At 61.6% G+C, this 15,222-nt stretch carries 13 protein-coding genes; 3 read left to right on the top strand and 10 right to left on the bottom strand.

The features are described 5' to 3' along the window. Window position 1: 1 nt before the first annotated feature. The 8 genes from Amn_RS07630 to Amn_RS07595 form a co-directional block, all read right to left on the bottom strand. On the bottom strand, window positions 2–1,375 hold the full coding sequence (locus tag Amn_RS07630) for a UbiD family decarboxylase (protein WP_286295962.1): 1,374 nt from the start codon (window positions 1,373–1,375) through the stop codon (window positions 2–4). Between the two features lie 62 nt (window positions 1,376–1,437). Then, window positions 1,438–2,382, bottom strand: a complete 945-nt coding sequence (locus Amn_RS07625; protein WP_192318206.1) for an amidohydrolase family protein — start codon at window positions 2,380–2,382, stop codon at window positions 1,438–1,440. Window positions 2,383–2,400: 18 nt separating this feature from the next. After that, window positions 2,401–3,324, bottom strand: coding sequence for an amidohydrolase family protein (locus Amn_RS07620; protein ID WP_067964806.1), 924 nt, complete (start codon window positions 3,322–3,324; stop codon window positions 2,401–2,403). 402 nt (window positions 3,325–3,726) lie between these two features. Then, window positions 3,727–4,848: a CobW family GTP-binding protein gene (locus tag Amn_RS07615; protein ID WP_182575470.1), complete on the bottom strand. Its 1,122-nt coding sequence runs from the start codon at window positions 4,846–4,848 to the stop codon at window positions 3,727–3,729. After that, window positions 4,845–7,151 (bottom strand): xanthine dehydrogenase family protein molybdopterin-binding subunit, encoded by a 2,307-nt coding sequence (locus Amn_RS07610; protein WP_286295960.1) that lies wholly within the window; start codon window positions 7,149–7,151, stop codon window positions 4,845–4,847. The genes Amn_RS07615 and Amn_RS07610 overlap by 4 nt, the downstream gene beginning before the upstream one ends. Continuing rightward, complete coding sequence (locus Amn_RS07605) at window positions 7,148–7,630, bottom strand: (2Fe-2S)-binding protein (protein WP_182575472.1); 483 nt, start codon at window positions 7,628–7,630, stop codon at window positions 7,148–7,150. The genes Amn_RS07610 and Amn_RS07605 overlap by 4 nt, the downstream gene beginning before the upstream one ends. Beyond that, window positions 7,627–8,490 (bottom strand): FAD binding domain-containing protein, encoded by an 864-nt coding sequence (locus tag Amn_RS07600; RefSeq protein WP_192318212.1) that lies wholly within the window; start codon window positions 8,488–8,490, stop codon window positions 7,627–7,629. The genes Amn_RS07605 and Amn_RS07600 overlap by 4 nt, the downstream gene beginning before the upstream one ends. A gap of 94 nt (window positions 8,491–8,584) precedes the next feature. After that, window positions 8,585–9,979, bottom strand: coding sequence for a nucleobase:cation symporter-2 family protein (locus Amn_RS07595; protein WP_286295959.1), 1,395 nt, complete (start codon window positions 9,977–9,979; stop codon window positions 8,585–8,587). Between the two features lie 163 nt (window positions 9,980–10,142). On the opposite strand from Amn_RS07595, the gene Amn_RS07590 reads away from it, so the two are divergent. Further along, entirely contained in the window at window positions 10,143–11,039 is an 897-nt protein-coding gene (locus Amn_RS07590) for a LysR family transcriptional regulator (RefSeq protein ID WP_067964818.1), read from the top strand. A gap of 386 nt (window positions 11,040–11,425) precedes the next feature. On the opposite strand, the gene Amn_RS07585 is transcribed toward Amn_RS07590, so the two are convergent. Then, window positions 11,426–12,109 (bottom strand): LuxR C-terminal-related transcriptional regulator, encoded by a 684-nt coding sequence (locus Amn_RS07585; protein ID WP_169808358.1) that lies wholly within the window; start codon window positions 12,107–12,109, stop codon window positions 11,426–11,428. 280 nt (window positions 12,110–12,389) lie between these two features. Further along, the gene (locus Amn_RS07580) at window positions 12,390–13,613 is read right to left on the bottom strand and encodes an acyl-CoA dehydrogenase family protein (protein ID WP_210301683.1); all 1,224 of its coding nucleotides are present in this window, start codon (window positions 13,611–13,613) and stop codon (window positions 12,390–12,392) included. A gap of 41 nt (window positions 13,614–13,654) precedes the next feature. Here Amn_RS07580 and msuE point away from each other — a divergent pair, with 41 nt between their 5' ends. Both msuE and Amn_RS07570 read left to right on the top strand, forming a co-directional pair. Continuing rightward, a complete protein-coding gene (gene msuE / locus Amn_RS07575) occupies window positions 13,655–14,380 on the top strand; it encodes an FMN reductase (protein ID WP_353622431.1) in 726 nt (241 codons plus the stop codon). Window positions 14,381–14,398: 18 nt separating this feature from the next. Beyond that, complete coding sequence (locus Amn_RS07570) at window positions 14,399–15,199, top strand: alpha/beta fold hydrolase (protein WP_067964825.1); 801 nt, start codon at window positions 14,399–14,401, stop codon at window positions 15,197–15,199. Window positions 15,200–15,222: the final 23 nt, after the last annotated feature.

Below are 15,222 nucleotides of genomic sequence, written 5' to 3'. Positions count from 1 at the left end.
CCTATCCCACGCTTTTGAGGAGTGCGGCAGCGCGAGCCGAGGCCTCGTCGCTTATGCGGGCGCGAACGCCGTGGAAATTCGGGCCGCGCGTCGCATCGAGCCCCATACGCGAGGTCGTGCCGATGCCGCTCGCCGACGGGTCGAGCGCATTGCCAGGCAGGCCCTCGATAATGACGACGTCCTTGTGCGGCTGGAAATGGGTGGCAAGCGCCCAGAGCACCTCGCTGTCGCGGGTGATATCCACGTCCGCATCCACCACCACGACGGTCTTGAGGTACTGGTCCCAGCCGAGCAGGCCGAGCATGACCTGCCGTGCCTCGCCCTCGCGCGTCTGGTTCATCGCGATGTAGGCGTGGAAATGGGTGCCGGAGGATGGATAGTGCACTGATGTAATGGAGGGGAAACGAGCTTTCAGCTTCTCCACCACTTCCGCCTCGCGGGGCACGCGGCCGAGGTTGAGGTGTTCGGCCGAATTGCCGCCGGCGACGGAGACGAGGATCGGATCGCGGCGCCGCATGATGGTTTCGACGGTGAAAAGATTGTTGGTCGAGCGGTCGGAGGAATAGCCGGTGAACTCACCAAACGGCCCCTCCTCCACATGGGCCTCGGGATCCAGCACGCCCTCCAGCACGACCTCGGCATGTGCAGGCACACGGATGCCGTATTTTGGAGTGCGCACCACCTGAAGGGGTTCGCCCATCAGGCCGCCGGCAACATCGCGCTCGTCCTCGCCGAAGGCAAGGCGGGCGGAGGCGGCGATCATGAACAGCGGATGCCCGCCGATCACCATGGCGACCGGCATCGGCTCGCCCTTCTCCTTCGCCATGTTCATCAGGCGCCAGAGATGGCCGCGCGAATGCAGCGAGGTCGCGAGCGAAGTCTTCGAATGGATCATGGCGCGGTGATAGCTGAGATTGCCGGCCCCGGTTTCAGGGTGCTCACCGATGATGATGCCTGACGTGATGTATTTCGCGCGGTCAGTGTCGAAGTGCTTCAGCATCGGCAATGCGTGCAGGTCGACGGCGTCACCAGAAATGATTTCTTCGGTGATCGGGCCGCTTTCAAACACCTCCGGCGTGAAGGGTTTGTTGGAACGGGACTGGTAGGCCTCGTGCAGCTTGTCGGCAGTCGAGCCGAGCAGGCGGGCGATGCGGTCACGCGAGGCAAAGATGTTGCAGACGACCTCACTGCCTATGCCGCTAACATTCTTGAGATGCAGCATCGGATGCTGGCCCTTGTCTGCCAGGTTGCAGATCAACGCGGTTGCGTCCTGGTCGTCCGAGACCGGCCCATCGATCGTGATGACATCCTCGGGATGTTCCGCCTTATAATCGGCCAGGAAACGGCGGACGTCTTGCTTGTGGTACTGGCTCATGTCTCGGCCTCGGGTCGCTGCGGGTGGCTGGCGACGCCCCGAAAGGCGCCGCCCTTGTCAAATCAGGCGAATTCCAGATGCTTGCCGGTGGCGCGGTCGACGCCGGCGTAGGAATCCTTGAGGCGTGCCTGGGCATCCTCTACGTCGCGCGGCGGCGGGGACGGGTCGATGCCGACAAGCTTGGCGATGTTGTTGCCGAGATAGCCTTCCAGATCGTCCTCGGAGAGGTTGATGCCGTGCGGCGGGTCCTTGCAGAGCACTTCCAGCTCGCGCAGCCACATGCCCGGATCGTTCGGTGGGCTGTCCGTGCCGAAGACGATCTTGTTCTTCGGCAGCTGCTGGGCGAACTCCACGATGCGCGACTGGAAGCACCAGCCGGATTCGCAGTAGACGTTCGGCGTATCCATCGCCATCCAGAAGGATTCGAACGAGTAGTTGCCGCCCGTCTGAATGCCGAAATGGCCGATGATGAAGTTGACCATCGGGAATTCGCGGATGATCGGGTAGAACATCGTCGGGATCGTGTACGGGCCGTCGCCGGTGTGGATCAGCACGACCACGCCAAGCTCGGCGCACTTCTTCATCGCCGGACGCAGCCAGTCGAGCGCGCGGTCGGGACGATAGCCGTGCATGTTGGCGTGCAATTTCAGCATCTTGAAGCCGTATTCCTTGACGTGGAATTCCAGCTCCGCCGCGCCGTTCTCAGGTCCCCAGCGCGGATTGTAGTTGAAGTTGCCGATGAAGCGGTCCGGGTACGTCTGGCAAAGCTCGGCGCAATAGGCCATGTAGTCGCGAATGCCGTCGCGGCCCTTGCGGTTGCCGTCCCGGTAGCCGGTGTTGCCTGGTGGCGGCTGGATGAAGCCCATGTCGATCCGGCGTGGCTTGCCGTTGATCATGTAGGGGCCGTCCATCAGTTTCAGCATGCGCTCACCCGTGAAGGGCGAACCGGTATGACGCCACGCCTCGTCCACGAGGTTCGTCGGGTGAAGATGGGTATCGATGATCATTGTTCACTCCGTTCAGTTTTACGCGGCAAGCGCGACGCCGTGCTGGCGCAGATACGCTTCGGCTTCCTCGACGGTCGCCGGCGGCCTGGTAGGCTCGAGACCGATCATGCGGGCGGTGTTGTTGCCGAGGTAATCCTCCAGCGTATCCTCATCGAGGTTGAGGCCCTGCGGCGGCTCGTGGCAGAGGACTTCCAGGAGGTTGATCCACATGCCTGGTTCGTTCGGCGGCGTATCGGAGCCGAACAGGATCTTGTGCTTGGGTAGGACCTTGGCGAACTCGACGATGCGCGACTGCAGACACCAGCCGGATTCGACGTAGACGCTCGGCGTGTCGAGCGCCATTTGCATCGGCTCGAACACGTAGACACCGCCGGTCTGCACGCCGAAATGCGCGAGGATGAAATTCACTTCCGGGAACTCGCGAATGATCGGATAGAACTCGGTGGGGATTGAGTACGGACCGTCGCCGGTATGCACCTTCACCATGAGGCCGAGCTCGGCGCATTTCTTCATGGCCGGACGCAGCCAGTCGAGCGCGCGGTCAGGGCGGTAGGCATGCATGTTCGCCTGCAACTGCACCATCTTGAAATCGAACTCCTTGGCATAGCGTTCGATTTCTTCGGCGCCGTTCTGCGTGCCATAGCGCGGGTTGTAGACGAAGCAGCCAAGGAAACGGTCCGGGTGCTCCGTCACCATCTTTTCCGTATAGGCCATGTACTGGCGGATGGCGGCCTTGCCTTCCAGGTCCATGACTTCATGGGTGTAGATGGTGTTGCCTTGCGGCGGCTGGATGAAGGCTTTGTCGATCCGGCGCGGCTTGCCGTTCACATAGTACGGGCCGTCCATCATCTTCAAAAGCTTGTCGCCGGTGAACGGCGGTCCGTCGTGGCGCCAAGCCAGGTCCACCAGATCGGTGGGGTAGCAGCTTAGATCAATGATCATCCTTGTTCTCCTGTCGTAGAGGATCCGGTCGATGCGGGGCCGCGCGATGGACCCCAGGCCGGCCAAAAGCCGGCATGGATGCGCGATCTCAGGAAATGCCGATGATGGGGAAGGGTAGTCGGTGCGGACGCCGCAGGGCGGCTGCAACCGACAGGTGTTCCTTTCGCAGTGAGCATCGACATCGCGGCCTCATCGTCCAACAGACGGTGAGCAATTGTCGGCGCTTCTACTCAACGGTGAAGAAACCATGGGGCCGACTTTCTGTCAACGGGGAAAAATCGACTAACCTATTATTTTTAAACGCTATTTCATGGCGATCAGCAGCGACCGCCCGCGCGGGAAATTGCGCGGGCGTCTTGGACACAGGAATTGAGCAGGCGTATTAGGACAGGAGAAGCGCCGCTAGGCCGCCAGGCATGCACGCAGGTTTCTGTCGATGCCGTCACGGTCGAGATTGCGGCCAATAAAGACGAACTTCGACTTCCTGACATCCTCGCCCCAGCTGTGATCCGGACGGAAATCGACCAGCTTGTGCACCGCCTGGAGCACGAAGAAGCGCTCGTCATTGGCCACCGAAACAATGCCCTTGGTACGGAAGATGTCGTCGCCGCGCTCGCCGAGATAATCCTTCAGGAAGGTGGCGAGCTTCTCGCCGTCGAAGGAGTTGGGATAAACGAAAGAGTGGGATTTCACCGTCGCATCGTGGCTGTGCGGGCGCAGGACCGATGCTCGGCCGTGGCCGTGGTCATGATGGTGCCCATGGTCATGGTCCGGATGGTCGCAGGCCGTATCGTGGCATTCGTGATGGCCATGCGCATCGTGGTCGTCGTCCATGTCGATGTCGAGGATTTCCGCCCGCTCGCGCACATAGGACGGGCGAAAGCCGTTGACACCGAGAATATCGGTCAGGTCCACCTTGCCATAGGTCGAACGCAGGATCGGCGCCGTCTGGTTGAGCTTGCGCAGCGACGCCTCGAGCGAACCGAGGGCGTCCTCTGAGGCAAGATCAACCTTGTTGATGAGGATGCGGTCGGCCGCGACGACCTGGTTGACCGCCTGGTTGTCGCTGCCGTCAAGAACCGGATCATAGAGATGCTGGTCGATATGCATTGCATCCACCAGCGTGACGACGGCATCCAGCTCGACCTCTTCAGCAACGCTGCGATCGACGAAGAAGGCGGTGGCGACAGGCGTCGGATCGGCAAGACCAGAAGTCTCGACGATGATGTGGTCGAACTTGTCCTTGTGGCTCAACAGCTTCTTCATCACGTCGATGAGGTCGTTGCGCACATCGACGAAGCAGCAGATGCAGCCGTTCTGCATCTGAAAGATCTCTTCGTCAGAGGCCAGCACCAGGTCGCTGTCGACGTCGACTTCGCCGAACTCGTTTTCGATCACCGCGATCCGGTGGCCATGGCGTTCGGTGAGGATGTAGTTGAGCAACGTCGTCTTTCCCGATCCAAGGAACCCGGTGAGGATCGTTATCGGGAGCTTCCGGCTCTCAGGTTCGATGTGCATGTTCATGCGGCCTTCTCCCTCAAGGCTTTCAGTACGTCTTCCGGAGTGATCGGATAGTGGCGGAAGCGAACGCCGATGGCGTCGTGGATGGCGTTGGCAATGGCTGGGCCGATGGCAATGATCGGGTCCTCGCCGACGCCCTTGGCGCCCCAGGGGCCACCTGGATCGGGTGCCGCTTCGAGGATGATCGTCTCGATGTCAGGCATGTCCATCGAGAGCGGCATCTTGTAGTCGACGAGGCCGGCGTTGAGCGACCGGCCGGTCTTCTTGTCGATGACGTAGTCCTCGGTCAGCGTGTGACCGATGCCCTGCTGGATGCCGCCCTCGATCTGCCCCTGCGCGGCAATCGGATGGATGACCCGGCCGACGTCGTGCACAGGTATGACGCGCTTGACCTCCACGATGCCGGTTTCCGTATCGACATGCACCTCAGCGAAATGTGCGGCGAAGGAATAGGATTTCGTCGGCTCGTAGGTGCCGTTCGCAACGATGTTGGCGGCGGGAATGCCACGGGAAGGACCCATCGCCTGAGCGACCGTCATGCAGCGTCCTGGATCGGTGATGACGAAGACCTTGCCTTCGGAAAGATCGATCTCGGCCGGCGAGACCTGCAGCTTCATCGCTGCACGTTCGAGAACCGCAGTGCGGACCTTACCGGCTGCCATCTTGGCAGCCGTGCCGACGAGATAAGTAGTGTGGCTGGCAAACGCGCCGATGTCCCAAGGTACTACGTCCGTATCGCCATGGATCGTGCCAACATCCTCGAAGCGCACTCCGAGTTCTTCCGCAACGATCTGTGCAAGTGCTGTGTGCGCGCCGGTGCCCAGGCCGGCGGCACCCGTGAGCAAAGTCACCGTACCGTCCTCGTTGACCTTCACCGTGGCGTTGCCCTGTTCCTTGATGCCGGGATAGGCGGAAGAACCGTGCATTTCGCAGCCGATGCCCCAGCCAGTGCGAATGTGGGGTCGCTTGGGATCCGGCGTGCGGTCGCGGTTGCGCAGCTTCTTCCAATCCAGCACGTCGATGCCGTGCTGGAGGCAGATTTCGAGGCCATGACCAAGGATCGGGTGGCCCGACGGTGCGATGTCGCCGGCGCGAACGACGTTCTTCAGCTTCAGCTCCGCCGGATCCATGCCTAGCCGTTCGGCCGCCTCGTCCATCTGGATATCGAGCGCATAATAGCTTTGCACCACGCCATAGCCGCGGAAGGCACCGTTGATCGGCGTATTGGTGTAGACGCAGCGTCCTTCCAGCCGCACGTTCTCGCAGCGATAAAGCGAGGTGGCAGCCGTCGTGCCGACAATGGTGACACCTGGGCCGTGCGAACCGTAGGCGCCGGAATCGTAGGCCAGCTTCATGTCGCGCGCGACGAGCGTGCCGTCGTTCTTGAAACCCTGTTTCAGCCAGATCTTGCAGGGGTGGCGCGAGCGGCCGGCGACGAAAGTCTCGTGGCGGCTGAATTCCATCTTCACTGGCCGGCGCGTCTGTTTGGCAAGAAGCGCGCACAGGAATTCGTGCTGGAACAGGTCCTGCTTAGCTCCAAAACCGCCACCCATGTGGTCGACGAGCACGCGGACCTTGGTAAGCGGCAGACCGAGCACTTCGGCAAGGATGCCGCGCACCATGAAAGAAGTCTGGGTGGAGGTCCAGAAGGTAAGCTTGTTGGAACCGTCCCAGTCGGCGATGCAGACATTCGGCTCCATGTAAGCCGGATGCGGCCGCCCACCGGAAAAAACACCTTCGAGCACGAAATCCGCCTGGGCGAAGCCGGCGTCCACATCGCCGCGATTGATGCGCACCGGATCGAGCACGAGGTTGCCGCCAGGGCCGACATCGTGAATGAGCGACGCACCCGGCTGGGCCGCATCCTCCGGTTCGAAGACGGCCGGCAAGGGCTCGTACTCGACCTCGATCAGGTCGAGAGCCTCGTCGGCAATCTCCTCGCTGATGGCCGCGACGGCGGCAACGCCCTCGCCCCAGAACCGTACCTTGTCATCGAGTATATACTGGTCCTTGGTGCAGGAAGCCGAGCGCGGGTGCGGTGAGCCGTAATGCAGCACGCGTGGCACGTTCTCATGCGTCAGCACCGCCTTGACGCCCGGATAGGCGAGCGCCTTGCTGACATCGATGCTCTTGATGCGGGCATGCGCGATCGCCGCGCGCTTGATCTTGCCGTGTAGCATGCCCGACAGTTTGACGTCGCCGGTATACTCGGCCTCGCCCGTCACCTTTTCGAGCACGTCGTCGCGGCGAACACTCTTGCCGACGATCTTGAAATCGCGCTGTTCGATAGGGGTCGTCATGTTCATGATCTTGCAGCCTCCATCTCGATCGCGGCTGCTTTGATCGCGTCGAAAATCTTGGTGTAGCCGGTGCAGCGGCAGATATTGCCGCTGAGGCCGAAGCGGATGTCCTCGTCCGTCGGGCGCGGATTGTCGTCGAGCAGCTTCTTGGCCATCATCAGGATACCCGGGGTGCAGAAGCCGCATTGCGAAGCGCCGTAGCGCATGAAGGCATCCTGCAGCGGATGCAGCACATCGACGCCTGGCTGAAGTCCCTCGATCGTCTCGACCGAGCGGCCTTCGGCTTCCACTGCAAGCATCAGACAGGCATTGACCGGCTCGCCATCAACGATGACGGTGCAGGCGCCGCAATCGCCGACGTCGCAGCCCTTCTTGGTGCCGGTGAGGCCGAGATCGTCGCGCAGCGCATCGAGCAGCGAGCGGCAGCTATCCACCACCATGTCGCGCGGCTCGCCATTGATGGTGAGTTCAACGATCCGTTTCATGCGAAAGCCTCCAATGCCTGTTTGATGGCGCGGCCGGTCAGCACACCCACCATATCGCGGCGGTAATCGGCGCTGGCGCGCACGTTGCTGATCGGCGTGCACTCTTCCATCGCCTTGTTGGCGGCGTTTTTGACGGTTGCCGCGTCGAGCGACGTGCCGCGCAGCATGGCCTCGGCTTGGGGTGCGCGCAGCACGGTTGCTCCGACCGCGCCGAGCGTGATGCGGATGTCATCGCAGAGACCACCTTCCATGGTGAGGCTGACGGCGACGCCGACGGTGGAGAGTTCCATTGCCTTACGGCGGCCGTGCTTGAGATAGGCCTTGCCGGAGTTGTCGCCGGCTGGCGGCACGGTGATACCGGTAACAATCTCGCCCTTGGCAAGCACAGTCTTGCCGGGGCCGGTGAAGAATTCGGCAAGTGGCACGACGCGCATGTTGGTGCGGCTGTAGATGTGGATGAACGCGCCATCGGCAATCAGCGGTGGGATCGTATCGGCTGACGGCGAGGCACGACAGACATTGCCTGCCACCGTCGCACGATTGCGCACCTGGATGGAGCCTAGCGAGGCGAAGGCCGCATACAGGTTCGGGTAACGCTGGCGCACCAATGCCAGGCGCTCCAGGCGGCCCACGGTCACCAGCGCGCCGAAAGTCAGGCCGCGCGTTTCGTCATAGATGATGTCGGACAATCCGGGGATCTGCTTGATGTCGACGACGTTGCGAACCCGGCGCAGCCTTTCACGGATTTCGACGAGAAGGTCCGTACCACCGTTGAACACGAAGGTGTCTTCGCCGAGGTCGGTGAGAAGGCGGGAGGCCTGTTCCAGCGTGTCCGCCCGGTGGTATTCAAAGCGCCTCATGGCATTCCTCTTGGATCTGGCCACTTGGCCTCTTGGGCTACGCGGCTCGGGCACCGGCGGCGCGAAGGCCGCCGGACTAAACGGTTGTTGCTGTTCAGGCGAGGTCGGCCGCCGGCGTACGGTTCTGCAGTTCGCTGTCCTCAGGCTCTTTCGCGGGCACGCCGTTGAAGAGGATGTTGAGCAGAGCTGCCGCGAAGGTGCCGACGAGCACGCCGCTGTGCAGGAATTTCTCGACTGCTGACGGCAGTTGGGCGAAGATGTTGTCGGCCACGACCGGCACCATGGCGAGGCCGACGCTGACTGCGACGATGTAGAGGTTGCGGCGGTTGGCGACGAAATCCACTCTCGACAGGATCTTCACACCCGTCGCCGAGACCATGCCGAACATGACGATGGCGGCACCGCCGACGACGTAGCTCGGGATCGACGCGCTGATAAAGGCTACCTTCGGCAGCGAACCGAGCAGGACCAGGATGACGCCGCCCGTCGCGACCACAAAGCGGCTCAGGACGCCGGTGATCTGGAGCAGACCGACATTCTGCGCATAGGTCGTGTAGGTGAAAGTGTTGAGCAGGCCACCGATGATGTTGCCGACGCCGTCGGTTCTGAGGCCGCAGGTAAGCTCAGCCTGGGTGATCTTGCGCCCGGCCATGTCGCCGACCGCCAGGAATTGCCCGGTCGATTCGATCATCATGACCGTCATGACCGCGCAGAGAGAAAGGATCGACCAGAACTCAAAAACGGGCCAACCGAAGGCGAGCGGGTGGATGATGCGCACCCAGCCGGCGTCGGCGACGCCATGGAAATCAACCTTGCCGGATGCGATCGCGATGGCAAAGCCGATGCCGATGCCCATCAGCACCGCAAGGTTGGAAAGAAAGCCTTTGAGAACCCGTGTGAGCAGCAGGATCGACAGCAGCACGATGGCTGCGACGGCGAGCGCGAAGGGTGCGCCATAGGCGGGGTTCGGGATCATGCCTTCCGGTCCCCGGATCATCGGCTGGCCGCCAGCGGCCCAGTTCACGCCGACGCGCATCAACGAAAGGCCGATGACCAGCATGACAGTGCCGGTGACGACCGGCGGGAAAAACCGCACCCACCGTCCGAAGAAAGGCGCGGCGATGACGGTGAAGACACCGGAGGCGATGACCGCCCCAATGACGCCGGGCATGCCGAGGTCCGGATTGTTGCCCGTCGCGATGATCGAGGGAACGGCAGTAAACGAAATGCCCATCATGATCGGCAGCCGGATGCCGACGTGGCGGCCGAAACCAAGTGCCTGGATGAGGGTGACGATGCCGCAGCAAAACAGATCCGCGCTGACCAGCATGGCGATCTGGTCCTTGGGCAACTGCAGCGCGCTGCCGACGATGAGCGGGACGGCGACTGCACCGGCATACATGACGAGAACGTGTTGCAGGCCGAGAGCGAAAAGGCTTGGAATCGGGTACTTCTTCTCGACGGGATCCGTCGTATCAGTTTTGGACATTCGCTATCCTCCCAGCGAATAGTGCTCCGGCGCGGTTGGGGGGCATCTTGGCCTCATGTTTTTGCACCGCACGCCGTACAAGGGGGATCATGCGGCTGGCCAAATCAGCAAACAATCGGCACAATCATATTTATTCATCTGATAACTGAATGAATGGATCGGCATGGACGTCACGCTGAAACAGCTCCGCGCCTTCGTCACCGTGGCCAACCTCGGACAGTTCACGCTGGCCGCCGACAAGCTCGGATCGTCACAATCGGCCGTCAGCACTCTGGTGCGGCAGCTGGAGCAAAATCTCAATCTTCGTCTCTTCGATCGGCACACCCGCCTGCTGCGCCTCACCCAGGCGGGCATCGACATCCTTCCGATCGCAACCCGTGCCGTTGCCGATATCGAGGGCATGGTGGAGAGCTCGCGGGAACTGAATGCGCTGCGTCGCGGCAAGGTCACGATGGCCGCCGGAACGGTTCAGGCCGCCCTGATGCTGCCGCAACTCGTCAACGCCTTCACCAAGCTCTACAACGAGATCACGGTCGAATTGCACGATGTCGCGGAGAAGACCGTCCTGGAGCAGGTCGCCAGTGGCTTGGTTGACCTTGGACTTGGCACGGTGCCGGAAGACGATCCGGAACTCGTCGGCACACGGCTCTCCACCGATGAGTTTTTGGTTGTGCTCCATGCCGAGGACCCGCTGGTGAAACGTCCCGAACTGCGCTGGACCGACCTTGCCGACTGCAAGCTGATCGGCCCGCAGCGCGGCAACCCGATCCGTGACCGGCTCGAAAACGAACTGGCGCGCAACGGCATCGTTCTGCCACTCGACAAGTCGATGCAAGAGGTGGCGTTGCCGCTGACGATCATCGGCATGGTTGAAGGCGGCTTAGGCGTCGCGATTATGACCTCGGCGGTCACGCGCCTTGCGACCTCCATGGGCCTCGTCGTTCGCACACCGACCGAGCCGCACATCAAGCGCGAGGTCAGCCTGATTCAGAAGCGGACGCGTTCTCTTTCGCCTGCGGCGCGGTGCTTCCGCGATTTTCTGCTGAAGTCAGTTCATTGATCGCGCGACCAGCTGGCATCCGCTTGGATACGCAGGCGAGTGGCCAACGTTGTTCGCAGGTTCCGGCTAAGCTGCGGTGGAACCGGTTGCTGGACCTGGCCGGGCGCTAGCGCCTTACCACTCAGCCATGACCAGTGAGCTGTTGAAGCTCACGCAAAAGGGTTTGCGCCGGTCTGCGGGACATTCCAGGTCGCAAGCTCTTCGTAAATGTGGGCGATGATTTCTGAGCGCTGCTGGCGGTGTCGCCCGTATGTCTGAACACCTCCCATGGAGGCCAGCATCATCTGCATCGGCTACCGGTGCCGACCCCACTTGCGGACACCGCATCCTCAAATAGGTGGCCGACGCTTGCGGTGTTATTGCTGCTTAGCGTCTGGATGGTGGGTTTAGTGCGTCGTCAGCAGTCGCTGGACCAATTCAGTTCTGTTGTGGGCGTGAAGTCGCTGGCAAAGTTTGCCGACATGATCCTTGACCGTATATGCGGAAATCCCCAGCGCCCGCGCGATCTGTTTGTTGGACTGGCCGCGGCAGAGCAAAAGCGCCACTTCGCGCGATCGCGCCGGCAACTGGTTCAAGGCATATGCCCCGCCGATCGTCCGCTCATGGCGTGACGCAACGCTGGACTGCGCTATCCAGCCGATCGGCGCACCGCCGAGCCGGCCAGTCTCCACCATGGTGGCGAGTGCGAGTGAACCGGCCCGGCAAAGAATATCCATGCTGTCGACTGCCTCAGCGCGATAGGGTCCCCTCTCACCGCCATTGGCGGTGTAGACGACGCCAACCACGCGACCCTCTACCAGAAGCGGCCCGGCCATGCAGTGCTTGAAGCCCCAGCGCCTCAACAACTGGAAATTGTTGCAGTGCTGCCAGCCAGACGTACCGACCACCGTCGACCCGTCGACAGGCCGGCCTTTCTCGAAAATATAGGCGAGCAGCGGATCGTATTTGTCGAATTCATCGCTGTACTCCCGGATGAAGCCCTCAGGCGCCTGTTTGCTGTAGACAAGGCTCGGCTTGTGATCATCCAACAGGTAAAGCCCGACCGTGGGCGATCCCATCAGCTTGCCCATTTCGCGGTGGCATGACTCGCCAAGAGCTTCGAGAGAGCGGCTTTCAGCAACGGCCAGCGCGGCATGGCCGACCTCTCCCGTCGAATAGTTCGATCGTCCAGCCGATGTCCCCGACATCATTTTTCCCTCCTCAGCCCTGCTGCTCATTGTTCGAGCTTGTCAGGAACATGTGGCAAAGGCTCGCCAGTGCGTGAGCGCTTCTGCCGAGGCGGGATTTTCAAGCAACCTCGGCAAAAATCAAGCTGACTGCGGCGGCGAAGACAGCCGTTTGCGCGACTATCTAGCCATCCACACCAAAGACTCCCCATTTTGCGTCGGCTTTGACCGCGCCGAGATAGACGCGGCCGCATTCCTGTACGATTTCGTCAGCCATCAGGATGTGCTGGGTACCCGAATGGATATCGCGATAGAAACGCTGCATGGTTCCGTTGTGAAGTGACGCGCCGCGCGCCGCGCGGTGGGCGAAGGTGCCGACATCGGAGATGACGTCATGGACATGACGCATCGCAAGCTTCACATCGGCGATCTGCTCGACAGAAGCGTTGCGGCCGGCATCGAAGGTTTCGGCCATGCTCGCCCAGGCCTGATAGGCAAAGGCACGTGCCGAACGGAAGCGCGCCTCAGCCCGGGCGAACTCATATTTGAAGGTCGCGCTCTCATTCATCTTGCCAAACGCGTCGACGCGAACCTTAGCCAGTTTGGCAAGTTCGTCGAGCATGCGCCGCCCGACGCCAAGCGCCCATGTCGTGTGACCCCAGGCCGTGTAGCCCACCAGCCCGAGACTACCCTGCGGGCCGCCACGCTTGGCATCACCGTCGTTGAAGCCATAACACAGATGCTTGGGCACAAAGAGCTCGTCGGCATCCTTGAGCGTGTAATCAAAACTGCCTGTGGCGCGCAGACCGAGCACATCCCAATTGCCTTTCAACTCTATGGTCTCGCGCGGGTGATGGGTGATGACGATTTCCGGCTGACCATTGGCTTGCTTGACCATGGTCTTGCCGTCCGCCTCGGTAACGAAACAGCCAGAATGGATCCAGGCGGCGTGATGAATGCCGCTGCCATAGGCCCAGTTGCCGCGGATCATGTAGCCGCCGTCGACCGGCCGCGCATAGCCTCGCGGCACACCGTTTCCGGCAACCATGACATCGGGACCCTCGGCGAAAATATCGGCGGCGCCCTTCTCCGAGACAAACAGCGACATCACACCGCCGACAGCGTTGTTCACGATCACGCACCAGCCGGCAGAACCATGCGCCCATGCCACGCGTTCGCCGAGCCGCATCGCGTCGACGTGAGAAAGTTCAGCTCCGCCAACCTCCTTCGGCATCATCATGCTGAAGAGACCGGCATCACGCAAAAGCATGTATGTCGCATCGGACAGCCTGTTCAGCTGTTCGCTCTCTTCCGCAGCCGACTCGATCGCCGGCAGGATGTTTTCGACATGGGCGGCCATCTCGGCCAGCGACGGATTTCCGGTTTTCTTGAACTCGACGACTGACATGTTCACAGGCTCCACCCTTGTTGGTCTGCGCCTTGCCGATCGTGCCAGGCGCTTTCTCCCGGCACTGTTCCAACCGGGCGTTGCGACAGCAACCCCCTCAACTGGGGGGCTTGCCCAAGCAGCTTACCGTTCTGAAACTGAGCGCTTATGGGAGTTGGCGAACCGCCGAACAGGTCGATGAATACCTGGTGGTTCCATACGGGAGTGAGATCTGGATGACCGGTGTCAAAGTCATCGGCTTCTGCGGCAACGCGCAGAGGCCGTCGAAAACACGTGCGCTTGTCGAAGCCGTTTCCGAAAAGATCCGCCAGCGCCATGGCTTTTCCGTCGAGATATTCGACTTGGTGGACGCCGGAGAAGGGTTGGCCGCCTGTTCACCGGCCGGATTGAACGATCAGGCCCGATCGATTGTGGAGGCGATCGAAAACGCCGACGCGCTGATCGTCGGCAGCCCGGTCTACAAGGGTTCTTATGCCGGAATGTTCAAGCACGTGTTTGACCTTGTCCACCCGTCAGCGCTGATCAACCGACCTGTGCTTCTGACCGCGACGGGCGGCGGCATGCGCCACTCCCTCGTCGTTGAACATCAGCTTCGACCGCTTTTCGGGTTTTTCGAAGCCTGCACCATCCCGACTGCGATCTATGCCAGCGAAACCGACTTCACCGATGGCGTTCCAAGCAATCCCATGGTGCTCAAGCGCATTATCGACGCGGTCGACCAGTTTGCCGGCCTCGCCGGGCGGCCGTGCTGTGTCGCCGCCGAATAAACAGGGAGTTTTCAGATCATGACACTGCAACCCGGACCCTTTCCGGCCTTGGAAGGTTTTGAGCGCGCCGAGTACGAGATCCGCGGCATTCGCACAATCGTGCACAGTATCGGCGAGGGCTTTCCTCTGGTCTTCCTGCATGGCGCAGGAACGTTTACCGGCTTCGAATTCGCCCGCACGTTGGCTACGGGCGCGAAAGTCATTATTCCCTATCATCCAGGGTTCGGCGACTCGGCAGACGACGATCGCATCACCTCAATCGACGACTATGTGCTGCATTATGCCGATCTGTTTGACCGGCTCGGGCTTGAAGCGTTCGACCTTGCCGGCTTCTCGCTTGGAGGTTGGATCGCTGCCGAGTACGCGGCTCGGCAAAGCAGCCGTCTGCGTCGGCTGGCACTGATTTCACCGGCGGGTCTGGTCGTGCGCGAACACCCCGCGCCCGACCTGTCCACCGTCAGCCCGCCAGAACTTCCCGGCTATTTGACCCATGACCCGCGCGTCGCGCTGGGATATTTTCCAACGACCCAAGACCCGACATTCGGCGCGTCGCTTGGGCGCGAGATGGCGGCGCTCGGTCGCCTTCTTGCCATCGAACCGCAAGGCAATCCGAAACTGGGCGCCTGGCTTCATCGCATTGCTGCTCCCACCTTGCTGCTTTGGGGCAGCGAGGACCGAATGCGGCCGGCTGCGCAGGCACACGCCTGGCTGAAGTGCATCCCCGTTTCTCGCCTCGAGCTGGTCCCAGGCGCCGGGCATCTCCTGTTCGAGGAAGCGCCCCAGGCGACCACCCTGCTCCGCGATTTTCTCGCCGCCTGACGGCACCCTTAACGACGAACACC

This window comes from Aminobacter sp. Y103A (assembly GCF_030294925.1).
Lineage (GTDB): Bacteria > Pseudomonadota > Alphaproteobacteria > Rhizobiales > Rhizobiaceae > Aminobacter > Aminobacter ciceronei.
The sequence above is the reverse complement of the archived record's forward strand: the minus strand, read 5'-3'. Positions and strand labels throughout refer to the sequence as shown.